Here is a 22,370-nt window from a genome sequence, read left to right as displayed (position 1 = left end):
GCGAGCGGACCCGCAACGGCTCCAGGCCGGCTCGCTCGCAGCGAACGCTTACGCGTCAAACACGGGATACGACGCCTTGCGAATTGCCGCGAAGGTGTCTTCCTTGGAAAGCAGTCCGGACTCGTCCAGAATCGAGACCAGAGAGCGGCCTTCGACCACGGATTGGCGCGCAAGCTTGCTTACACGAGCGTAGCCAATCTTCGGAACCAGTGCCGTGGCAACCGCCATGGATTCCATCAAATGCTGCTCGTTGCGCGCAATATCGGCCTTGATGTCCTTGACGCACTTCTGCGAGAAGCGCTGAATGCCGTTTGTGAGCAGCGCAATGCTGTCGAAAACGCGCGACGCGACCACGGGCTCGAAATGGTTGATTTCCAGTTCGCCGTACTGCACTGCCTGCGCAACTGCAACGTCATTTCCAACAACCGCGAAGCTCAGCTGAATCATCGCCATCGGCAGGACAGGATTCACCTTACCCGGCATGATGGATGATCCGGCCTGCGCTTCCGGCAGCTTCAGCTCTCCAAGGCCGCCAACAGGACCCGACGACAGGACCGTCAGGTCGGATGCGACTTTCGCGAGAGAAACAGCACACGTGCGAAGTTCAGCCGAAACGCGTGAGAACACATCCATGTTCTGCATTGCATCGAACGGATTCGTTGGCGCGTGATAGTCGACTCCGGTGATGTCGCGAAGGCGCGCGTACACAGCGGCACGGTAACCGGCGGGCGCGCCGAAGCCGGTTCCAATTGCGGTGCCACCCAAAGGAAGTGTTCGGAGCTTATGCCGGACCGTAATTAGCTCCTCCGCCAAACGCTGTGTCAGAGACGCGTAGCCTCCGAACAGTTGACCCAGACGCATGGGCTGGGCGTCCTGCAGGCAAGTCCTGCCGAGATGCAGTATGTCAGCGAACTCGGTGGCTTTGCTATCAAACAGGGCAGCAAGTTGGGTGAGCTCTTCGATCAATGGGTCGAGCATTGCGTACGTCGCAATTTTCAACGCCGCCGGATAGACATCGTTCGTAGATTGGGACAGGTTGACGTGGTCATTCGGATGAATCACCTCATAGTTTCCGGCAGCGTGACCCAAAAGCTGCTGGGCGCGATTGGCGATGACCTCGTTGAAGTTCATGTTGGTGGATGTCCCGCCCGACCCCTCCATCAGGTCGACCACGAACGAAGCGTCAAAGTGCCCCTCGATGACTTCCTGGCACGCTTTGACGATGGCCCCGCATTGCTCTTTGGTCAGAACCGCGCTATCGCAGTTGGCCAGCGCCGCAGCCCACTTGACCTGGGCGAAAGCGTCTCGGAACTGCGCGTAGTGCGCGATGTTCAGAGACGAAACCGTGAGGTTGTCAACTCCGCGAACCGTGTTGACTCCATACAGCTTGTCGCCTGGAATGGTGACTTCACCGACATAGTCACGTTCGACTCGCTGTTCACCTTGAGTAAGCTTATTCATAAGAATTCCTTTCGCCAACGGTAATAAGTTTCTCTATTTCTCCGCCTAAGGCTTTCAGCCTCGGCAAGAATGACGTTTCAATGACCTCGCGCGCGGTGTCGCACGCGTCATCAAAAAATGCGTTGTATTCGTCCCTGCGCGCCACCAGGTAAAGAGAACGCTCGAGCCCCAACTTTTCCACCACATGGATAGCGACGTTGCCTGCATGCGTCACCCCCTGAAGATGGCACATTGGGGACGTGATGGCCCATCCAATTCCTTCCGCAACCATCGAGGTCAACGCATCGGCGTTGTCCAGTTCAAGCCGGTTCGGAAGCCGTACTTCAATTCGTCGCAAATATCGCTCAATCTGCATCCCAACCTGTGAAGTGCGATTGAATCGAACAATGGGCAAGCTGTTGCCAAGCGCTCGTACATCCTCGACGGTTCGCACGGATCTCCTGAGTGCCTTCGGTGTTATGACGAAGTAGCGCTCCGAAAAAAGTCGATACCGAACCACGTCATTCGCATCCATTAACGGGTCGCTCGTGACAATCAGGTCGAGGTCACGCCGCAGAAGCGCTTCTCCCTGCTGGGGACTCAACCCGGTACGTATCGACAACTGCGAAACTTTTCCCAGTAAATTCTTTGTAAATACTGAGCCGCAAGTAGACGCAAACGAGTCGACCAGCCCGATACGCAAGTCCGGCTTGATGCCTCGTCCGGCTTCTACGACCTGCGCCTTCAGATTCGCAATCTCTTCGCTTAAAACGGCGCCTCGATTTCGAAGTGCGATGCCAAAAGGTGTTAGCGCCAGCGGCCTAGTCGTGCGGTTGACGAGGACGACGCCCAATTCTTCCTCGAGTTGCCGAATGATTTGCGACACACCTGATTGGGATATACCCAGCCTGGCTGCCGCCGACGACATGCTTCCCTCTTCGGCGACGGCGACAAAGACTTGTACTGCATGCATATCGATGGGTTTGATTGGCGACATGGCGCGTCCTGATAAGAGCGTACTGGCCTGTGTTCTCGTGTCCGGACCACCAATTCTCTATGAGCAATCAGAACCGTGTTTTGCTGCGACTCAACGTTGAGGTAGCGATGGATACGTCATGTCGCTCCTCAGCTATCGGTTGGTCTTCGCCCGCAGCATCGGACTTTACGTCCGAGAGGTTTTCCCCACCCGTTTCCGGAGCCAGCACATGGCAGAAGACTCCGCCGACAAGCAGCACCGCAACACAGACACCTAACGCAGCGTGAATGCCAACGTGCTGCACTGCGAGCGGCAGCAGGAATGTGCTGATGGCCGAACCAAAACGGCTTGAGGCGACGGCCAAGCCGACGCCGGATGCTCGAAGGTGGGTCGGGAAGAGTTCGGGCGGATAGACGAATTCGAGGTTTGCCGCGGCTGACAGAATGCATGCGAAGAGCCCGAACGCCAGCATCGTGCCGATGGGTCCAAAGCTGGCGTAGGCGAGCACAGCCAAGGCAAGCGCCGCAAAGTAGAAGGTCCCGATGAGGAACATGCGACGGGAGAGCTTATCGATAAGCAGCAGGCCAATCACTGCGCCGGCAAAGAGCAGGATGTTGTAGACGAGACCGCCCACGAACTTGTCTTTTACTTGCAGCGCCTCAAGAACCTTCGGTGAAAAAGTGCCCAACGCAAAGTAAGGAATGACTTGGCACGTGTAGAAGACGCAGCCAACGATAGTGTTCTTGCGCCAACGCGGTGAGAACAGTTCCGACCAGGCGCCGCGCGATTGTTGAGGCGCCACGGTCTGCTTCGAAAGCATGACTTCTGGACCGAACTTGCGATGGATGATGGCAAGCGCTTCATCGCCGCGGCCACGCTTCATCAGCCACATCGGCGACTCGGGCACGATGAGCCGGAACGGAAGAATCAGCAGGGCCGGAACTCCGCTTGCCGCCAGCATGAGGCGCCATGCGTCAGGGCCGATATCCCGCATAGCGAAGCCGGCCAGGTAGGCACCGACGTACCCGGCGGCCCACGCCGCCGCGAGCACGCTAAGCAGACGCCCACGATAGCGACGAGGCGAATATTCCGTCACAAGGGATTTGCTTACCACGTAGTCGGCGCCGAGAATGAACCCGAGCACGAGGCGCAAGACCAGCAACTGCTCGGGCGACGTCACGAAATACTGGGCAGCGGAGACCACCGCGAAGAGCAGCATGTCGAACGCAAAAATCGTCCGACGGCCGTATTTGTCCGCAATCGGGCCCGCCAGCATGCTGCCAAAGAAGAGCCCTGCAAGCGACGCCGCCCCAAGCAGTCCCATCCATAGGGCATCGAGATGAAGCGGACCGGCAGCCATGCTGACGGCAATTCCGATAATTCCCAAGACGAAACCATCACTGAATTGCCCGCCCGTTCCGCTGAAGGCAACTCCCACGTGGAAGGGGCGAAGCGGCAAGTCCTCCAGCAATATGTGTTTGTTCACAATCGTCTCCTGTCTCTCGTTCTGGTGCTCAAGTGAAGAGCACCTTGGAAACCAGTTTATGGTGACGAATTCAGAAAAACAGCATGTTACGACCTAGTATCACTAATTCTAATACTGCCCCGCAGCGGCGTTGAATTTGGGCTAACCCGAAGAAGCGGCCCGGAAAAAACGGCTTTCGCGGACGACAAAAGGCCGGACGGAGAACCGCCCGGCTCTGGATACGCGACACGACGCCACTATCCTTCGCAGCCCTCGACGGAATACTTGAAGCGTAGGTTGCTAAAGGAGCATGACAATCTTCCCGTAGTTATCCTTAGCGAGTCGCATCGATCGGATGTTTGAGAGCAAAGAGGATGCGCGGGTCGTCCCGCCTGATTCTGCGTGGCGTCGGCGGCGGCCGTCCCTTGTGCGAGAAAGGCGCCGTAGACTGCAAGCAGTAGCAGCCAGCACACGAATGATTATCAAGGATGTCATATAGACGGCATTCAACTATCGCATCTTGCGGTCAACATAGACGCGCCCTACTCTGAATCCGGCTGAACATAAAGCTTCGGGTCGGCCGCAATTCTGCAATGTCATCTGGAGCACCCTCCCATCCTTCGCAGTTCGTAATGGAGCAAATATGGACGACAAGATGATTGCAGCGATTGTGACTCGGAAGTGGCCACTCGCCCAGGGTTATCACGCAGTCGAATTGCGGATAAAGCACCGGTTGGAACTACCGTCGTTCGAAGACGGAGCGATAGTCGACCTCGCTCGAGGCAATGGAAGCCGAGCCGTGCGGTCGTACCCGCTATGGCACGCTCCCTCACGACGCGACGCTTTTTTGCTGGGAATCCGGCAAGAGGACGATAGCGAGACGGCACGAGCAAGTTCAGAATTCTCGTGGAACCGAGGAGACGAAATTTACGTAGGCGTTCCGCGAGACACTGCCGTTGTCATAGACCAAAGCGCGCGCTACATCCTGTTCTCGGCTGGCGTTGGAGTCAAAGCGATCGCAGGTGTGGCAAGGCATATCGCATCAGTGGCGGGACGCTGCCTGGAAATTCACAATTTCGCTAGAACACCCGAGCGAGCTGTCTTCCGGACGGATCTGGACGAACTTCGCGACCATGCTCAGGTTAACCACCGAATCGGTCTAAGCGAGGCGCAGATTGCGAACGCTACGGCTCACGCATTGAGCCCCACCCACGCGAACTCACATGTAATCTGCAGCGGACCACCTGCGTTCATGAAGCTTATCGAATGCCAGGCGCTTCAGTGGGTCTACCCCTCGAACATGCATAAAATCGTGCTTGGCGACAGAGTATTCGGAAAGTGATATTGCGGCGCGATCGCTTCCACGATACGAGCTCTATCACTGAGCCCGCCACAACGATGCATCAGTCATCGTCATCGTCATGGTGATGCTTGTACCAACCACGATGCCGGCCATTGTCATGCCAACGACGCTCCTCCCGGTATTCGTCCTGATATCCGTAGCCATAGGCCGGTACTGGCGCGTAGGCGACGGGCGGCGATTGGTAGACGACCGGAGGCGGTTGATAGACGACCGGAGGCGGTGCCGCGTAGACTGGGCCGGGCACGCCAAGAAAGACGCCGATGTCCGCGTGAGCCAGTGCCGAGCTGGATGCACATCCCAGGGAAACTCCCAGCGCGGTTAAAACCAATACGCGTTTCATGGTGCTCTTCCATTCAGATTATGCGGACCGCCTGAAAGGGTCCGGCACAACATCGTAGACGGCGCGGAAAGTACTCGGTGAAACCGAGTAGTCTCTCCAGTAACCGTTTGTAATACGCGGTATGGCTCACTGGCGGGGCCGTGCCAAATTTCTGACCGGTCCGGCGCTATCGCGAGGCGGCGACGCTCTTCGTTTGCGGATTGTCGTCGCGGCGAGCACGCCAAGAATGATGGGAATGGGCTTTCGATATCGCAGTAAGAAAACACCCGACGGACAAGCTGGTCTTACCATCGAAAGAGCATGGGTCAGGCCGCAGCCTGTGATGGTCGCACCTCAACGGTGACATGCGACAGCCCCTTGAAGCGCTCGAGTACTGCATGATAGAAACGCGAGTCTCGCTGGGGTTCACCTGTTGCCACCGACACCACCGCACTCATGTGACCTGGACCCACGCGCCATACGTGCAGGTCGACGACCTTGTCGCCACGGTCCTCAATAGCATGACGCACGTTCTCTGCCATACGTCGGTCGGAGTTCATGTCGAGCAGGATTGCGCCCGTGTCTCGCATCAAGCCGTATGACCAGTTTGCAATCACCAGCGCACCAATCACGCCCGCCAGGGGGTCCATCCACAGCCAGCCGAACGCGCGCGCCAGCACCAGACCGATGATGGCCAGCACCGAGACCGCCGCATCAGCCATGACATGAATGTAGGCCGACCGGATGTTGTGGTCCCGGGTCGCTGCCTCATGCGCGTCGTGGCCGTGCTCATGCTCTTCGAACTCGACTTCGTGTTCGCCGTCCGGCATCCGTACGATGGCCTTGAAAGCATGCGGCTCGGGAATGTCTTCCTTCGATTCCAGATAGCCGCCACGGTCCGCCAGCGCGAATACCTGTTGCGTCCCATCGGGCCGTACCGTCGTAACGGACACCGCTGAAGCGTCCGGTCGTGAACCCTGCGTCGCCGGTGTAATGCGGAAAACGGGTGGCACCCCATCTTCGAAGATGGAAACGGCAAACACACCGGACGGCGCAAAAATCTTTCGCACCTCGTTTTCATGGGCATGGTCGTCGTGACCATGACCATGACTATGGCCGTGGTCACCGCCGCTCAGCAGCCACACGCTTGCCAGGTTGACCAGCAGGCCGACCACCGCGATAGGAATCGCTTCACCGAAGTGAATGGGTACCGGCGACAGAAAACGCGACATCGCCTCGTAGCCAATCAGCACTGCAATCATCGCAAGCACGATGGCACTCGTGAACCCTGCAAGGTCACCAAGCTTGCCGGTACCGAACACGAAGCGGGAGTCGGTGGCGTGCTTGCGCGCGTAGGTGTACGCCAGCGCTGCAATCAGCATTGCTCCAGCATGCGTCGACATATGCAGGCCGTCGGCGACAAGCGCAAGCGAGCCGAACATACTGCCGCCAACGATCTCAACGAGCATCATCGCGCTGCACAGCGCAATCACAGCCCATGTCTTCCGCTCGTTCTTTTCATGACCGGCACCCAGAAAGATATGGTCATGCCCTGCGCCGAATGCGGCGTCTTTGAAATCATTCATTTCGAAACCTACTTGAAATAGCTGTGAACAACCTCGATGAGCTGTTCGGTCGCGCTGCCGGCCGGCTCTTCGCCGTCGTTCGCATCGACAAGGTGGTTCCTGATGTGGTCCTCCAGCACCACCGCAAGCAGGCCGTTCATCGCTCCACGACAACTCGTAATCCGCTGCAGGACATCCGAACAACCATGCTCTTCCTCAAGCGCCCGTTCGATGGCCTCAACCTGCCCCTTGATACGGCGAACCCTGTTGAGAAGTCTTTGCTTTTCTTGAACCGTATGACTCATCGTGCTCTCCAGATACCCCCATGGGGTATATTATTGTTTGGAGTCTACCATAGGGGATAGGGGTATTGTTTCGTTCGTGGCAGCCGGGTGCCGCAGGCGTCTCGCCAAGGGCACTGCTCGTGGTCGCAGCCTGCGGTAAAAGCCTATTTGATCTTCTATTGGCGTGCGACAGCGTAAGCAGCAGCGGCGACTGCTGCTGTAAAAGGCGGCTCAAAAAACGAACAGTCTCAGCGCGAGGCCGATTACACCGCATGTCAGCACGACCGGTATTACCCCGACCTTGAACCGGAACAGCGCGATACCGGCAGCCACACCTATAAGCAGCGAGGACCATTCGAATCCACCATGCATGCCATGCGGCCACAACACGTGAAGGGCGAAGAACACGGCAAGGTTCACGATGACGCCAACCACAGCGGAAGTGATGGCTGTCAACGGCGCAGTAAATTTCAGATTACCGTGGGTCGTTTCGATGAAGGGACCGCCGAGCAGAATGAACAGGAAAGACGGCAGGAACGTAAAGAACGTTACGACGACGGACGCGACGACAGCAGAGGTCATTATTGCGTCCGGTCCGAACACTGCCTTGGTCCAGCCGCCAACGAAACCAACGAAGGAAACCACCATGATGAGTGGTCCAGGCGTGGTCTCGCCGAGCGCCAGGCCATCTATCATCTGCAGTCCGGTCAACCAGTGGTAATTATCGACGGCACCCTGGTAGACATACGGCAACACCGCATACGCGCCCCCGAAGGTCAGCAGGGCGGCCTTCGTGAAGAACCAGGCCATTTGCGTGAGTGTTCCCGTCCAGCCGTACACAAGCGAAAGTACCGCGATGGCCGCGAGCCATATAAGCATGAAGGCAGCAAGCACGACAGTGAATCGCTTCCATGTGAAGAGCGCGTGCCGGGGAGTGGGCGTGTCGTCGTCAAGGAGTGCGGGACCGAACGCCTTGTCACCGCCCTTGTGCCCTCCATCAACAACGAATCTGGATGGAGCGTACTTGCCTCCAAAGTGACCGACGATCCCGGCGACCAGGACGATGAGAGGAAACGGGACGTTTGCAACGAAGATAGCGACGAACGCGGCCGCCGCAATCGACCAGAGCCACGCATTCTTCAGTGCGCGAGAGCCGATCCTGTACGCGGCGAAAACGACAATTGCCGTGACCGCCGGCTTGATGCCGTAAAGCACGCCTGCCACAGCCGGAACACTGCCGAAAGCCATGTAGACCCAGGATAGTCCTATCAGGATGAAAAGCGACGGCAGGACGAAGAGGCCTCCTGCAATCACGCCACCCCACGTGCGATGCATCAGCCAACCGATGTAGGTGGCGAGCTGCTGCGCCTCTGGTCCGGGAAGTACCATGCAATAGTTCAATGCATGCAGGAATCGCTTCTCGGAAATCCAGCGTTTTCGTTCGACCAGGTCCTGGTGCATGATGGCAATCTGCCCGGCCGGACCTCCGAAGCTGATAAAGCCTAGCTTGAGCCAGTACCAAAGCGCCTGGCCAATGGTGACCGACTCGACCGCCTGAATGCGCTGATTGCTCATTTCGTTGTCCGGCACCAGTTGACTTTGTTGCACTTGAAACTCCGAATGCTTCAGCTTGCGATTGAATGTTCAGCCGTGTGCCGATACCTCGGCGGCGTTACCCCAGACCGGTGGTCCAAATCGCGCAAGCGGTGCGGCTACGACGCCGGGTTTCCCATAGCGATTGGCAACGGATACTGAACGGAGAAAACTACTACGGAATCGTTCAGAAGTCCGCTCACCTCCGTCGCGTGGCGGCGCTCTTTTCCACCGCAGCGAAATGCGCGAGCAGCGAGTCAAGCATTTGGCTCATTTCGTGCAGCAGTTCGTCCTCGCTCAGGCCGCGTCATCACCGCCTCAAATCCCGCCTCGGGACGCACGTCGTGACGATAGACGTCGAGACACACCGCGCCTACTTTCCACTCAAAAACTTTGGCGGGCAGGCGATGCTGCGAATCTTACAGCCGAGGCTTTAGAAAGGCTCACGCGCCGCGTGCGGCCCTGACGACCTTGCACCTACAACGTGGGCAGCCGCTCGAAGTTGTCAAAGCGGGCAAACGGTGGCGGAATTTCGGTTACCTCGAGCTCATCGACGAGCGCTGCCGACATGCCCTCACCGAGCCAGGCGCACATGACCGCCAACTGCTCCGGTGAACCCTGCAGCATCACCTCCACCGAGCCGTCCATACGGTTGCGGACCCAGCCGGTGACGCCCAGTTGTCTCGACCGTCGTACACAGGCCTCCCGATAACCCACGCCCTGCACCTGGCCACGGACCCGAACCAATCGGGTCTCCAGGAGCTCATCTTTATCTTCAGATTCCATGGGTGCATCCGTCTCATGAATTTTGACTCTGCCGCTACTCCGTGAATTTACACCTTGTTTCAAGCCGTTCGCCCCAACGCCGATGACCGTTCGCCCGAGTTGCCGAACGGATGTTCAAGTCGACGCGGAGCAACGCGGCACCCGAAGCGGGGCTAACATCGTCGGCGGCCGGCCTCCACCCGCGATTTGCAAGGTGTCGTTTATCACTTTTTTACTTGTTGCCAAGTTTCAAGGCCGCCTAGAATCTCTAGGAACATCAAACAGAGGACAGATGCCGTGGACAATCGATGTCGTCGATTTCCTAACAGTTTCGCTGCCTGAGCGACAGGACCTCCGCGCCCGTTTTTACCAAGCCGCCGTTTTGCCAGCAGGCAGACCTTGCGCGCCGTGGTGACTCTCTCTGTGCACCTCAATTAGCGCCATATGGCCGCAGCGATTGCGTGCGTCCGCATGGCACTGCGTCGTGACGCGTCAACTCTCGCCGCTGCGTTCGTCAGCACCTTTTCGAATCACTGGCGTGGGCAGACGCGTGCCCCCTCACTAAGACACGAGAAGCCTATGCATGCAGACAACGCCGCACTTGCAGCGGAATACCAGCAGTACCTTGGCGAGGCCGAAAAATGGTTCCGTCACGCGAAGGAAGTGACACACGCCGGGGTTGACACCAAGAGCGCCCGAGGAGTCGCGACGGGGTACACCGGCGAGCCGTATGGCCCACTGGCAGTATTCAACGAATGGGCCGACCGGCAGTTCGCGAAGCAACTCGCGCCGGGATACTTTGACGCCGCGAATCTGAGCGACCGTGCCGCGTTCGACGTTTGGCAGGCTGAAATGGTGCGGGATATTCGCGCCCATTGGTCAAAGAAGCGCGTGTTTGGAACGCGCGGCAAGACCCATCCAATCGAATTCCCACCCCTGCCGTTTCTGCAAGCTTCGCGGCTGGCCGACAGTTTCATCAAGGCGTTGCGCGTCAAATGCAATAAGCGGCCGCACGTACTCGAGGCAATTTTTGCCAACGGACACGTGGTGCTGAATGCGCCTACGCTGGCCGTGCTCCGCGACCTGCACACGACACTTCCGGAGTACAACTTGCTGCAAAGCGAGGCCGAAGTCCAGCTAAGCTATCGCTCGATTCAACAGCGCGCGCGAGACTTCTGTGCGGAATATGGCGGCTCTCCACTACTGCTCGATGTCTTCGCTCGTAACAAGCGGCCGGACCTTGAAGGCAAGGACCTGGATTCCCGCTCTTCTCTGGTTGGCCGGTCGCGAAGTCAGGTCCAGCTCGTAACCTCGTGAAGAATGGCGGCGTTTGTTTCGGCGAGGGGGTCATACCTTTTCGATAACGAGTTGACGAGTTCTTTCGACCGACCACTGGTCGCGAACTACACAAAGGCACGCGCTACACGAACAGTTCACGATTGGCCCGGACAAAGTCTTCAACGGTCTCGGGGGCTTTCCCGGTGACTTGTCCGATGACGCTGTCCTCGCCAACGAAGACGCCGTTCTGGTAGTCAACTGCAACTTCTATGAAGTGCTGAATCGTGAATTCGGGAAGGTCGTATTTTTCAAGGTGCTCGCGATACGCTTCGAGGGTGGTCGGACTGTAGGTGATTTGTCGTCCGACGAAATCCATCTCGTGGGTAGAGTTGAAGCACGTCGTCAATAAACGAGGGTGCGATCTCATCGAACCAGAGCCCAAACACATCGACATGGGCACCCATATGCACGAGGGCGACTTCTGCTTCCCTGCGCTCCGCGATGCCTGCGCTGGAGTGCAGCGCGATGCCGTCCCAGACGAGTTGCGCTTTCGATTCCGGATAGTCGTTAGCGAGAAGAATCCGACTGGCAGCGTTGGCGCCATCGACTTCGAAGCGCTGGTCCGCTGCGAACTCAGCCGTAAGCCCCAGGTCGTGGAGCAGTGATGCGGGAATTTCTTCAGGGATAGACTTAGCTCTTGCTCTCGTCGGCGAAGACCTGGGAAACAGCGTTGCGCTGGAAATTGCAAAAAATCTGGTTCTCTTTTTGCGTCGCCCGGGTGGACAGGCTCAGTTCAGTGCCTCCCTTCGTTCGCAGCACGTTGCTGACTCAAAGCTGGCCAAGCTGTGCCTCTGGATAAGCGAGCACCTTGATTCGGACCTGACAGTAGAGATGCTGGCTGACCAGATGGCCACAAGTGTCAGGACATTGATACGCACGTTCGAGCGAGAGTTGAGAACGACGCCCGCAAAGTACGTCGAGGACGTTCGGCTCGAAGCAATCTGCCGTGCGCTCGAACTGGGCGAACGGTCGATGGAGACTCTTGCACGTCGATTCGGTTACCGCAGCGTCGACGTGTTAAGGAAGGCCTTCGTGCGGCGCTTCGAGATAAGCCCGCGCGAATACGCAGAACGCTTCCTGGTAGTTACATGATGGCTGCGGCGCGGTCACGGTTGCCTGGCGGCTCGCCTTCCATCGCAGCCAGCACCGGGGTTGAGCTCATCTCAACGGCTACGAAGCCCTGCTCGTAGTGATGCGACAGGAACTCGAACAGTTCTCTCCGAAGTGGTCAATGCGCCGTCGCCGAGGTCAATCAACTGTCGCATCAGAGTGAGCGGCACGACCTCCACTGATGGAGCCGCCGGATGGCAGCACCTATCAGAGCGGTAATCAGCGACCCGATGATGTCGACAAGGATGCCTACGCCGCCAACGACCAGTCAAAATAATGCCATGCGAAACCGGGGCCGTATTTGTTACACGTTGGGTTTCAACCGCTTTGGCATCGTGCTAGCCAGCGGCAGGCAGGCGGCCATTCACAAGGGTTTACGCCTAGATATAAAAATGGCTTCGGTTCATCCTCTCGATGCACTGCGTCCATGTGTCCACACTCGGGACCAGGCGGCACGCGACGCCCTCGTGTTTCGACAAGCCATGAAAAAACCGCGCGGCCTTCGCAGGCTCGCGCGGTTTTTCTGTCCATCAAACGTGACGCAGCTTACTTCTTGTAGTTCGCCGCGCCTTCGGTGATTTCCTTGTGCGCGGCGTCGATGCCCGCCCAGCCGTCGACCTTCACCCACTTGCCCTTCTCGAGCGCCTTGTATTGCTCGAAGAAGTGCTTGATCTGGTCTTTCAGGTACGCCGGGACGTCGTCGATCGACTTCAGGTCGGCGGTCATCGGGCAGACCTTGTCGTGCGCGACGGCGACCAGCTTGGCGTCGACGCCGGATTCGTCGGTCATTTGCAGCATGCCGAGTGCGCGGGCACGCACCACCGAGCCAGCCAGCAGCGGGAACGGCGTGATGACCAGCACGTCGACCGGATCGCCGTCGCCCGACAGCGTTTGCGGAATGTAGCCGTAATTCGCCGGATAGCGCATGCCCGTGCTGATGAAACGGTCGACGTGGAGCAGGCCCGTTTCCTTATCCGCTTCGTACTTCACCGGATCGCTTTGCGCCGGGATTTCGATGATAACGTTGAAATCTTGCGGAAGGTCTTTGCCTGCGGGGACGTGATTGAAGCTCATGAGCGCTCTCTGATCAGGATGGAATTCGGAACACGGCGCGCGGTGCGGCCACTCGAACGGCATGCATCGTGAAACTCGCCTCGAGCGCCGGCGCTGCGGCCGGACAGTGCGGAATACGCCATTATAGCCAATCGGCCGATGGCATCCCGCGTTGGATCGGCGCGATAATCATCTGGCGTCTCTCGATTGTGCCTCTCGTTTGTGAACACCACGCAACCGCAACGCGGCCGCGTGACACCTCAAGGAGCATGCATGGAAGAAGCCCGACACTTCATCGGCGGCGAGTGGTCCGCCGCCTCAGGCGGCGAGACGATCGCCGTGCTCGATCCCTCGGACGGTCAGCCCTTCACCCAGTTGGCACGCGGCACCGCGGCGGATATCGACGCCGCCGTACACGCCGCGCGCCGCGCCTTCGAAGGCGCGTGGGGTGAGGCGAGCGCCGCCGAACGCGGCCGCGTGCTGTACCGGCTGTCCATGCTGGTCGCCGCGCGCCAGGAAGAACTCGCCCTGCTCGAAGCCCGCGACACCGGCAAGCCGCTCAAGCAGGCGCGCGCCGATTCGGCCGCCCTCGTCCGCTATTTCGAGTTCTACGCCGGCGCGGCGGACAAACTGCACGGCGAAACGCTGCCTTACCAGACCGGCTACACGGTGCTCACGATCCGCGAGCCGCACGGCGTGACCGGCCATATCGTGCCGTGGAATTACCCCATGCAGATTTTCGGCCGCAGCGTGGGCGCGGCGCTCGCCACCGGCAACGCATGCGTCGTCAAACCGGCCGAAGATGCGTGTCTGTCCGTGTTGCGCGTCGCCGAACTGGCCGCCGAGGCGGGTCTGCCTGCCGGCGCGCTGAATATCGTCACCGGCTACGGGCATGAAGCGGGCGCGGCGCTCGCACGGCACGCCGGCATCGATCACATTTCGTTCACCGGGTCGCCGGAAACCGGCAAGCTCGTCACGCAGATGGCCGCCGAGAATCACGTGCCGGTCACGCTGGAACTGGGCGGCAAGTCGCCGCAAATCGTCTTCGCCGACGCGGACCTCGACGCGGCGCTGCCCGTGCTGGTGTCGGCGATCGTGCAGAACGCGGGACAAACCTGCTCGGCGGGCAGCCGCGTGCTGATCGACCGCGCTATATACGAACCCTTGCTCGACCGGCTGAGCGGCGCGTTTCAAGCATTGCGCGTGGGCCCCTCGCAGGCCGATCTCGACTGCGGGCCGCTGATCAGCGCGAAACAGCAGCGGCGCGTGTGGGATTTCCTCTCCGACGCGCACCACGACGGCATCGCCATGGCGGCGCACGGCGAGGTGATTCCCGAAGCGCCCGAAAGCGGCTTCTATCAGGCGCCGACGCTGCTGCGCGATGTGCCCGCCAGCCACCGCCTCGCCCGTGACGAAGTGTTCGGCCCCGTCCTCGCCGCCATGTCCTTCAGCGACGAAGACGAAGCGCTGGCGCTGGCCAACGGCACGCCGTTCGGCCTCGTCGCCGGCATCTGGACGCGCGACGGCGGGCAGCAGATGCGGCTCGCGCGCCGCCTGCGCTCGGGCCAGGTGTTCATCAACAACTATGGCGCGGGCGGCGGCGTCGAATTGCCGTTTGGCGGCGTCAAGCATTCGGGCCACGGCCGCGAAAAGGGCTTCGAGGCGCTGTACGGCTTCACGGTGCTGAAAACCATCGCGATCCGGCACGGTTAGTCGAGCATACGTATCAGCATCCACAACAAACAGCGGAGACATCATGCGGTTGACAGGTAAAACAGCCATCGTCACGGGTGGCGGCTCGGGTTTCGGCGAAGGCATTGCGAAGACCTACGCGCGCGAAGGCGCGAACGTCGTGGTCAACGATCTGAACGGCCCGGCCGCCGAGCGCGTGGCGAGTGAAATCGCGCTGGCCGGCGGCAAGGCCATCGCGGTGGCAGGCAACGTCGCCCAGCGCGAAGACTGGCAAAAACTGCGCGAAGCCGCGCTCGAAGACTTCGGCAGCGTGCAGATCGTCGTCAACAACGCCGGCACCACGCATCGCAACAAGCCGGTGCTGGAAGTGACGGAAGCCGAATTCGACCGCGTCTACGCGGTGAACGTGAAAAGCATCTACTGGAGCGTGCAGGAATTCGTGCCGTATTTCCGCGAGCAAGGCGGCGGCTGCTTCATCAATATCGCGTCCACGGCGGGAGTGCGGCCGCGCCCTGGGCTTGTCTGGTACAACGGCAGCAAAGGCGCGGTGATTATCGCGAGCAAGTCGCTGGCGGTCGAACTGGGTCCGGACCGCATTCGGGTGAACTGCGTGAATCCGGTGATCGGCGAGACGGCGCTGCTGTCCGAATTCATGGGCGTTGAGGATACGCCGGAGAATCGTCAGCGCTTTCTCGCGGGCATTCCGCTCGGGCGTTTCTCGACGCCGCAGGACATCGCCAACGCCGCGCTCTATCTGGCTTCGGACGAGGCGGAGTTCATCACCGGCGTGTGTCTTGAAGTAGACGGCGGGCGCTGCGTGTAGCGCCGCGCCGCATCCGGTCTGCGAGGGTTTCGCGTGCTGCGGCCCTCGCCGCAGTCAGTGTTTTCCCCCGGTATCGATTCGTCGTGCAAACCACTGAGCGCGGATAGAATCGATCGACAGCGGTACTTCAATTCCACAAGAAAAGAGGAGACACCATGGCTAGTCCCGCAAATCCGCTCCACCATCCCGGCGCGGGTGCGCCGCCTTCCACCTTCGAAGAGGCGACCTACCGCAAGGTCACCTGGCGGCTCGCGCCGCTGTTGATGCTCTGTTACGTGGTCGCGTATCTCGATCGCGTCAACGTCGGTTTCGCCAAGCTGCAAATGACCAGCGATCTCGGTCTGAGCGACGCGGTCTACGGTTTCGGTGCGGGGATTTTCTTTCTCGGCTATTTCATCTTCGAAATTCCGAGCAATGTGATCCTGCATAAAGTCGGCGCACGCGTGTGGATCGCGCGGATCATGGTGTCGTGGGGCGTGATCTCCATGCTGACCATGTTCGTCACTACGCCGACCATGTTCTACGTGATGCGCTTCCTGCTCGGTCTCGCAGAAGCGGGCTTTTTCCCCGGCATCATTCTGTATCTCACCTACTGGTATCCGTCGCACCGGCGCGGCCGCATGACCACCTGGTTCATGACGGCGATCGCGCTGTCGGGCGTGATCGGCGGTCCGGTCTCGGGTTATATCCTGAAGAGCTTCGACGGCGTGAACGGCTGGCATGGCTGGCAGTGGCTGTTTCTGCTCGAAGGGATTCCTTCGGTGATCGTCGGCATCATGGTGTTCGTCATGCTGGACGATCGTATCTCGAAGGCGAAGTGGCTCACCAAGGAAGAGCAGCAATTGCTCGAACGCCACGTCTCCGCCGAAGAAGCCACCAAGCACGACATGCCGATTCGCCAGGTGCTCACGAGCGGCCGCGTGCTGATGCTGAGTCTCACATACTTCTCGTTCGTGATGGGTCTGTATGGCGTGAGCTTCTGGCTGCCGACCATCATCAAGGCGACCGGCGTGACGGATGCGTTCATGATCGGCCTGCTCTCGGCGGTGCCATTCGCGGCAGCTGTGGTGGCGATGGTGTTCGTGTCGCGCAGCGCGGACCGCAAGCGGGAGCGGCGCTGGCATATTGCGTTGCCGGCGTTCGCGGGGGCGATCGGGCTCGTGCTGTCGGTCGTGTGGGCGCACAACACCGTGCTGGCAATGGCCTCGCTTACGCTCGCGACCATGGGTATTCTTACTACCCTGCCGCTGTTTTGGAGTTTGCCTACGGCGATTTTGGCGGGGACGGGTGCTGCGGCGGGGATTGCGATGATTAATTCGATTGGGAATTTGGCGGGTTTCCTCAGCCCGTATGCGGTGGGCTGGCTCAAACAGGCGACGGCCGCGAATGATTCCGGTATGTATATGCTGGCGGCGTTTATGGTGCTCGGTGGGTTGCTGGCGATTAGTGTGCCGGCGAAGATGGTTAATAAGTGAGGGGTTGAGGTGCGGGCCTTGGCAGTGATCTACTGCTGAGGCTTTGCGTTGGTGTGAAGGAACGACCAATTCACCGCCGAATACGGCGGTTTCGACACATGTTGACCGACCGCCGCCAAGGACGTGGGGCGGTAGTCGCCAGGTGCGGACACTCGACGTAACTAGCTAGATCGGCAACAATCTGTCCGCTGATAACTGCAGCTCCTCTTTGCCAGCGCGTCGCCCGCTTCCGTCAAAAATCGACCGCACGCACATGGCTGGCAACATGACCCATCAATGGCCGACAGAGCACATGAAATGATTTGTCCTCGGGCCAGCCAAGAACATAGCAAACCGGCCATCAGGGGAGATTCGATTGGCATCATTCGACAACGGAAGTTTGGCGTATAACTGCCAAAAATATGATCCACAGCGCGGCGCATACGTCACACTCATAAGCGGCAGCTTGCTTCCCCTAACCCTAGAGAAACCGGCCCATGGTAATTCCTCATCATCTGATTGAACAGATACGCGCGGGAAAAGCAGTGTTGTTCCTCGGAGCAGGTGCGTCTTGGGGCGCAGCATCGGCGGTTGACCCGAAGGCACCGCCGTCCGGCAAGGAGCTTGGGAGGCTACTTTCCAGAAAATTCTTGGGAGGCGACTCTGACGACAAAGCCCTGTCACTAATCGCCGAATACTGCATTGATGCTTCAGACATCAGGACGGTACAACGCTATATCGCGGAAATCTTTAATCCGTTTAAGCCGAGTGCAACGCAAAAGGCAATAGCTGATTTTCGATGGATAGCGCTTTTCACTACCAACTACGATCAAATCATCGAGAAAGCGTACGGAGAAAACGCCCGGCGTTTGCAGACTCCTGTTCCTCTGCTGCGCAATATTGATCGAATTGATCAGGAATTGCGCGAACCGGACACAGTGCCGTTAATAAAGCTGCACGGCTGCATTAGCCTGGTCGATGACGACAGATATCCGCTTATTTTAACGATTGATCAGTATGTCACCCATAAGACTAATCGGCAAAAATTGTTTTCTCGATTCACCGAATTGGCCGGCGAATACAGCGTCGTGTACGTTGGGTATCAGATTGAAGATGCCGATATTCGCGCAATCTTATTAGAACTGACAGCGCCAAGTATGTCTCGGCCTAGGCATTACGTCGTCACGCCACATCCATCCGAGCGCGATTCGAAAATGTGGGAGGGGAAGCATATAACGACAATCGCTGGGACATTCGACGATTTTATGGCGACCCTCCAAATTGAAATACCGCCGGGGCTTCGTGGATATAAATCTACCGCTCAAGGTCATCCGATTTCCAAGCGATTTTCAAGCCACGCCGAACCGTCTGGCGAGTTGATAAGTTTTCTGACGAACGACGTTTTCTACGTCGAAGCCGAGATGAAAGCCGAGGCCCCAAGTGCGGCCGCTTTTTATAAAGGTGCATCGTACGGTTGGAGTGCCATCATCGCCGCGTATGACGCCAAACGAACTCTGGTTGACACTGTCCTCTCCGAAGTTGTCTTGTTGGAAGAGTCCGAGCGTCCACGCTTGACAGATTTCTACCTTATCACTGGATATGCGGGATCAGGTAAGACGGTATTTCTTAAAAGAATTGCGTACGAAACCGCAGTAACTTTCGAAAAGGTCGTGCTCTATGTCCGATCGGATGCCCGGCTAGTAATCGGCCCCGTCGCTGAACTTTGCAGCCTGCTGGGCGAGAGATTATTTTTGTTCGTTGACGGCGTTGTACGTCGGACCGCTGAATTTGAAACGTTCGTTCGTGGTGCTCGCACACATAAACTCCAGCTAACGATCGTTGTTACCGAACGGACGAACGAGTGGAACGTTGACGGTGAATCACTATCCCCCCTATTAGATGGCGACCATACGCTTCGATCACTATCCTTGCCAGAAATCGATGGAATATTAGGAAAGCTGGAACAGCACAACTGTTTAGGAGATTTAGCAGCTAAGAGTATTGATCAGCGAAGGGAAGCTTTTCTTTCTTATGCCGATAGGCAACTCCTAGTGGCTCTTTATGAAATAACAAGCGGAAAGTCTTTTCCCGATATCGTGTTCGACGAATACCGAGGCATTGTCAGCGACCGCGCTCGTCGAATTTACCTTGTGGTCTGTGCGCTTAACCGCATGAATGTCCCTGTGCGAGCTGGTCTCGTACATAGGTTGACTGGCGTGTCCTTTATCGAGTTTAAGCAACACTTTTTCGGCCCATTAGAGTCGATCGTCTTAGCTGAGGAATATAGGCCTGCCCGTGATATGGCCTACCGTGCTAGGCATCCATGGGTGGCACAAATTGTCTTCGAGCGGGCCCTGCCAACGCAGACTGACCGCTTCGATCTTTACATTTCCATTCTCCGAGAAATTGATGTTGGATATACACCTGATCGAACTGCGTTTAGGGAATCAATTCGGGCTAGGAATTTGCGGGAACTCTTTTCTGATCCGTTAATGGTCGAGGAACTTTTCCGCGTTGCATCTGAAACTTCTTCAGAAGACGGATATCTGCTCCAGCAGCACGCGATATATGAAATGAAACGTCCCAATGGCAATCTGAAGCGGGCTAGCGAGCTGATTTCTCGTGCCAGAACTATTCTGCCAAACGACAAATCTATAACCCATACGCTGTCCGAATTAGAAATCGCTCGTGCCAATTCCTCGACGACTGACGTTGAGCGTCAACTGCACTTGTCGCAAGCGCAGCAATATGCCAGCCGATTAACAGGCCCAAATGCGGATAGCAGTCACGGTCACGGCACTTTAGTAAGATTGGCGCTAGGGCGGCTACGGGAATTGATGGAAAAATTGAATTCACCCGATGAGGATGTCACCGCCGCAACGAAGGAGGTCGAGCAGGCACTTAGTAGTGGATTGCAGCAGTTTCGGAACGATGAACATCTGCTGTCTGCCGAGGCGGAGTTCTCGGAACTTTTGCATAACCATGAGCGAGCGCTCAAAGCCCTCGGAAAAGCGATTGCGAAAAATCCGGCGAGCCCATTTATTGCGAAGGCTCTCAGTCGTTTGTATGAAGCCAAGGCCGACTACCCCGCTGCTAGAAAAGTCTTGGAGGATGCTGTGCGGGTTCTTCCCGGCGATAAATGGCTGAATGGCGCTCTGGCAAGGTTGATCGATCGCAATTTCCCGGAAGAGGGGCGCGAAGCTGAGGCCTGCTGGCGTCGATCGTTTACCGATGGCGACACGAATTACACGTCGCAGTTTTGGTTTGCGCGACGGCTCTACCTGAACGGAAAATTCCCGGAGGCGTCGGAGCGATTTGCATCTCTAAAATTGGCGCGAGTACCACGGCGGGTAAAGGTCGCTATAGCGGGGAGAATTCGCGAAAATAATACGGTGAAATATTTTGAAGGTACCATTTCCCGATTGGAAACCGACTACGCGTGGATAACCCCGTACGGGCAACAAACCTCGATTTTCTTTCACTGCTCTGAGGTGGATAACAATACGTGGCGAAGCTACAGAAAGGGCACCGCCCTTACTTTTAGCATAGGCTTTACGTATATGGGGCCGGCCGCAACCATGCGAGGCAAAAAGACAGCGTGATACAAACACCCTGAGCGCCCGTTTGCCGTGCGACATCTCCGATACCAATGGCCGCCGTCGCGAGTCGGGCCAGGAGCGGTCACTGGTTATCGCTAGCCAGATCGTCAACAATTGCCGGCCCAAGTGGCTCGGGCCAAAAGCGCGCTCCCTATGTTTGCGCCAAACTCGCCGCGGCGGAACACGCCGGCTCGATCATCACAATGCGACTATCTTCGCCGCTGGCTTAGTGAAGTCATCGACGCTCGGCGCTGGCAATTGCCGCTCACGCGGCTGTCTAACTGATGTGCCCAAAATATATTCGATTGCATCTCGTACATTCTTTGCGGCATTTTCGGCTTCTCCCAAGCCGCCGACGATTGTCGCGACTATCATTAACGCCCCGACAATTTTTGACCAAGACGGCGAGGGCGATAAGGCTTCCTGCTTCGCCTCGTTCAAATATCCTTCGATTTTTTCCCTTTCCTCTGAGGTGATAGAACTCAATTGTCCAACGCTTGCCAGTGCACCATCAATCAAGTCAGCAATACGATCTGTGCTGACATTCGACGGCTTAAAAAGGTCACTATCCTGGAGATGTCGACCAACCGTGATTTCTTCAAAGATACTTACAGTTGCCCGTAGGCTGCCTAGTTGAAGGATAGCTTTTTGAAGCGATACGGGTTCCTCACCAAACATGCCCTTACTCTTCACGAGTCTGGAGATGTACGGCAAGTACAGCGCCACTTGGTTGACTACGGAAAGCGTCGCGGTCATCGGCTTCCTAGCCTCCGCCATCCTCAACCGGAGAGCCACCAAAGACAGTTGCTCCGTAAGCTTTCCGTCGGTCTTTAGACGATCGAAATCCTTTGCAAGAAAACCGTCAAATCGTTGGGCATATCGCCGCAGAGATGCGAAATCGGCGTTGAATGTCTTCATGGCGTGCAGTCCCGCCGCAGCCCCAGGGAGGGTCAGTGCCCTATGGAATCCGAGCGTCAAAAGCTGCTCTTCGTTCGCAGCGATTTCGATCAAAAACGTCTCAATCTCTTCTATCCGCTCACCAAACTGCCGTACTTCGTACCAGTCCATATTCATCCCCGAACCCGAATCGAGCTTTTCTCGTCATTTATTCACAGCAGAACGCCTTTGGCTCAGCATTATAAGAAGAATCGGGTATCCGCGCTGATTCAAAATGAACCAGAAGCCAGTTGTCACAAGGTCCGCGACGGGCGACGGCGAGTCTCGGCTTCGCAACAATATGCGCGCAGCGATCTCGCTAACGCCCACCGCTGTACGCTCGACGGAGAGTCTCCTCTCGTGATTGTGGGGCGACCATAGGCTTTTGCGAATCGAAAACTTCACGTGCGAATGTCCGCTCTAGGCGAGGGTGAACGCCCGCTCCGGGTCGACTTCTGCCGGACGAAGCCCGTCCAAGGCAGATAAGCTTCAACCCAGCGGCAGACCGGGTTCGGCCAATGTCTGCCATACGGCGGCCGAAAGCGGACGTCGGAAAACTGGCCGGTTACCCCAGAAAGCGGTCCTTGAACGTTAT

The 22,370-nt window shown here is 57.8% G+C and carries 17 protein-coding genes; 6 read left to right on the top strand and 11 right to left on the bottom strand.

The features are described from left to right. Nucleotides 1-48: 48 nt before the first annotated feature. The 8 genes from ACQKRQ_RS22485 to ACQKRQ_RS22450 form a co-directional block, all read right to left on the bottom strand. Nucleotides 49-1,461, bottom strand: coding sequence for an aspartate ammonia-lyase (locus ACQKRQ_RS22485; RefSeq protein ID WP_427479486.1), 1,413 nt, complete (start codon nt 1,459-1,461; stop codon nt 49-51). Further along, nucleotides 1,454-2,437, bottom strand: a complete 984-nt coding sequence (locus ACQKRQ_RS22480) for a LysR family transcriptional regulator (protein WP_427479484.1) — start codon at nt 2,435-2,437, stop codon at nt 1,454-1,456. The genes ACQKRQ_RS22485 and ACQKRQ_RS22480 overlap by 8 nt, the downstream gene beginning before the upstream one ends. 67 nt (nt 2,438-2,504) lie before the next feature. Further along, complete coding sequence (locus ACQKRQ_RS22475; protein ID WP_427479482.1) at nt 2,505-3,902, bottom strand: MFS transporter; 1,398 nt, start codon at nt 3,900-3,902, stop codon at nt 2,505-2,507. A gap of 1,382 nt (nt 3,903-5,284) precedes the next feature. Next, nucleotides 5,285-5,584 carry a hypothetical protein gene (locus tag ACQKRQ_RS22470; protein ID WP_427479480.1) on the bottom strand — a complete coding sequence of 100 codons (300 nt, stop codon included), beginning with the start codon at nt 5,582-5,584 and terminating at the stop codon, nt 5,285-5,287. A 305-nt stretch (nt 5,585-5,889) separates the two neighbouring features. Beyond that, entirely contained in the window at nt 5,890-7,149 is a 1,260-nt protein-coding gene (gene dmeF, locus ACQKRQ_RS22465) for a CDF family Co(II)/Ni(II) efflux transporter DmeF (protein ID WP_427479479.1), read from the bottom strand. A gap of 8 nt (nt 7,150-7,157) precedes the next feature. Beyond that, complete coding sequence (locus ACQKRQ_RS22460; RefSeq protein WP_132375581.1) at nt 7,158-7,433, bottom strand: metal/formaldehyde-sensitive transcriptional repressor; 276 nt, start codon at nt 7,431-7,433, stop codon at nt 7,158-7,160. A 210-nt stretch (nt 7,434-7,643) separates the two neighbouring features. Further along, nucleotides 7,644-8,987 carry a chromate efflux transporter gene (gene chrA, locus ACQKRQ_RS22455; RefSeq protein WP_427479804.1) on the bottom strand — a complete coding sequence of 448 codons (1,344 nt, stop codon included), beginning with the start codon at nt 8,985-8,987 and terminating at the stop codon, nt 7,644-7,646. A 495-nt stretch (nt 8,988-9,482) separates the two neighbouring features. Then, nucleotides 9,483-9,791 (bottom strand): acylphosphatase, encoded by a 309-nt coding sequence (locus ACQKRQ_RS22450; protein ID WP_132375587.1) that lies wholly within the window; start codon nt 9,789-9,791, stop codon nt 9,483-9,485. Nucleotides 9,792-10,349: 558 nt separating this feature from the next. Here ACQKRQ_RS22450 and ACQKRQ_RS22445 point away from each other — a divergent pair. Then, entirely contained in the window at nt 10,350-11,087 is a 738-nt protein-coding gene (locus ACQKRQ_RS22445; protein ID WP_427479477.1) for a hypothetical protein, read from the top strand. A 103-nt stretch (nt 11,088-11,190) separates the two neighbouring features. Here the strand turns inward: ACQKRQ_RS22445 and ACQKRQ_RS22440 are convergent, their stop codons facing one another. Then, the gene (locus tag ACQKRQ_RS22440) at nt 11,191-11,424 is read right to left on the bottom strand and encodes a hypothetical protein (protein ID WP_427479475.1); all 234 of its coding nucleotides are present in this window, start codon (nt 11,422-11,424) and stop codon (nt 11,191-11,193) included. A 218-nt stretch (nt 11,425-11,642) separates the two neighbouring features. On the opposite strand from ACQKRQ_RS22440, the gene ACQKRQ_RS22435 reads away from it, so the two are divergent. After that, entirely contained in the window at nt 11,643-12,200 is a 558-nt protein-coding gene (locus tag ACQKRQ_RS22435) for a GlxA family transcriptional regulator (protein ID WP_427479473.1), read from the top strand. Between the two features lie 564 nt (nt 12,201-12,764). On the opposite strand, the gene ppa is transcribed toward ACQKRQ_RS22435, so the two are convergent. Further along, on the bottom strand, nt 12,765-13,292 hold the full coding sequence (ppa, locus tag ACQKRQ_RS22430; protein ID WP_132375596.1) for an inorganic diphosphatase: 528 nt from the start codon (nt 13,290-13,292) through the stop codon (nt 12,765-12,767). A gap of 252 nt (nt 13,293-13,544) precedes the next feature. On the opposite strand from ppa, the gene ACQKRQ_RS22425 reads away from it, so the two are divergent. The 4 genes from ACQKRQ_RS22425 (at nt 13,545) to ACQKRQ_RS22410 (ending at nt 20,842) form a co-directional block, all read left to right on the top strand. Then, nucleotides 13,545-14,984, top strand: a complete 1,440-nt coding sequence (locus ACQKRQ_RS22425) for an aldehyde dehydrogenase family protein (RefSeq protein WP_427479471.1) — start codon at nt 13,545-13,547, stop codon at nt 14,982-14,984. A gap of 43 nt (nt 14,985-15,027) precedes the next feature. Then, nucleotides 15,028-15,786, top strand: a complete 759-nt coding sequence (locus tag ACQKRQ_RS22420) for an SDR family oxidoreductase (protein WP_427479469.1) — start codon at nt 15,028-15,030, stop codon at nt 15,784-15,786. Between the two features lie 155 nt (nt 15,787-15,941). After that, nucleotides 15,942-17,261 (top strand): MFS transporter, encoded by a 1,320-nt coding sequence (locus ACQKRQ_RS22415; protein WP_427479467.1) that lies wholly within the window; start codon nt 15,942-15,944, stop codon nt 17,259-17,261. Nucleotides 17,262-17,737: 476 nt separating this feature from the next. Next, nucleotides 17,738-20,842 (top strand): SIR2 family protein, encoded by a 3,105-nt coding sequence (locus ACQKRQ_RS22410; RefSeq protein ID WP_427479466.1) that lies wholly within the window; start codon nt 17,738-17,740, stop codon nt 20,840-20,842. A gap of 195 nt (nt 20,843-21,037) precedes the next feature. Here ACQKRQ_RS22410 and ACQKRQ_RS22405 read toward each other — a convergent pair whose 3' ends face one another. Continuing rightward, nucleotides 21,038-21,907: a hypothetical protein gene (locus ACQKRQ_RS22405; RefSeq protein WP_427479464.1), complete on the bottom strand. Its 870-nt coding sequence runs from the start codon at nt 21,905-21,907 to the stop codon at nt 21,038-21,040. Nucleotides 21,908-22,370 lie beyond the last annotated feature (463 nt).

Source organism: Paraburkholderia sp. NPDC080076, from assembly GCF_050281145.1.
GTDB lineage: Bacteria > Pseudomonadota > Gammaproteobacteria > Burkholderiales > Burkholderiaceae > Paraburkholderia.
This window is presented reverse-complemented; position numbering and strand designations above follow the sequence as displayed.

Excerpts from the sequence above, each read along its gene's own strand:
- ACQKRQ_RS22445 (WP_427479477.1), top strand. The coding sequence starts at position 10,350 with ATGCATGCAGACAACGCCGCACTTGCAGCGGAATACCAGCAGTACCTT.
- ACQKRQ_RS22425 (WP_427479471.1), top strand. The coding sequence starts at position 13,545 with ATGGAAGAAGCCCGACACTTCATCGGCGGCGAGTGGTCCGCCGCCTCA.
- ACQKRQ_RS22450 (WP_132375587.1), bottom strand. The coding sequence starts at position 9,791 with ATGGAATCTGAAGATAAAGATGAGCTCCTGGAGACCCGATTGGTTCGG.
- ACQKRQ_RS22485 (WP_427479486.1), bottom strand. The coding sequence starts at position 1,461 with ATGAATAAGCTTACTCAAGGTGAACAGCGAGTCGAACGTGACTATGTC.
- dmeF (WP_427479479.1), bottom strand. The coding sequence starts at position 7,149 with ATGAATGATTTCAAAGACGCCGCATTCGGCGCAGGGCATGACCATATC.
- chrA (WP_427479804.1), bottom strand. The coding sequence starts at position 8,987 with ATGAGCAATCAGCGCATTCAGGCGGTCGAGTCGGTCACCATTGGCCAG.
- ACQKRQ_RS22440 (WP_427479475.1), bottom strand. The coding sequence starts at position 11,424 with ATGGATTTCGTCGGACGACAAATCACCTACAGTCCGACCACCCTCGAA.
- ACQKRQ_RS22470 (WP_427479480.1), bottom strand. The coding sequence starts at position 5,584 with ATGAAACGCGTATTGGTTTTAACCGCGCTGGGAGTTTCCCTGGGATGT.
- ACQKRQ_RS22480 (WP_427479484.1), bottom strand. The coding sequence starts at position 2,437 with ATGTCGCCAATCAAACCCATCGATATGCATGCAGTACAAGTCTTTGTC.
- ACQKRQ_RS22410 (WP_427479466.1), top strand. The coding sequence starts at position 17,738 with ATGGTAATTCCTCATCATCTGATTGAACAGATACGCGCGGGAAAAGCA.
- ACQKRQ_RS22415 (WP_427479467.1), top strand. The coding sequence starts at position 15,942 with ATGGCTAGTCCCGCAAATCCGCTCCACCATCCCGGCGCGGGTGCGCCG.
- ACQKRQ_RS22405 (WP_427479464.1), bottom strand. The coding sequence starts at position 21,907 with ATGGACTGGTACGAAGTACGGCAGTTTGGTGAGCGGATAGAAGAGATT.
- ACQKRQ_RS22420 (WP_427479469.1), top strand. The coding sequence starts at position 15,028 with ATGCGGTTGACAGGTAAAACAGCCATCGTCACGGGTGGCGGCTCGGGT.
- ACQKRQ_RS22460 (WP_132375581.1), bottom strand. The coding sequence starts at position 7,433 with ATGAGTCATACGGTTCAAGAAAAGCAAAGACTTCTCAACAGGGTTCGC.
- ppa (WP_132375596.1), bottom strand. The coding sequence starts at position 13,292 with ATGAGCTTCAATCACGTCCCCGCAGGCAAAGACCTTCCGCAAGATTTC.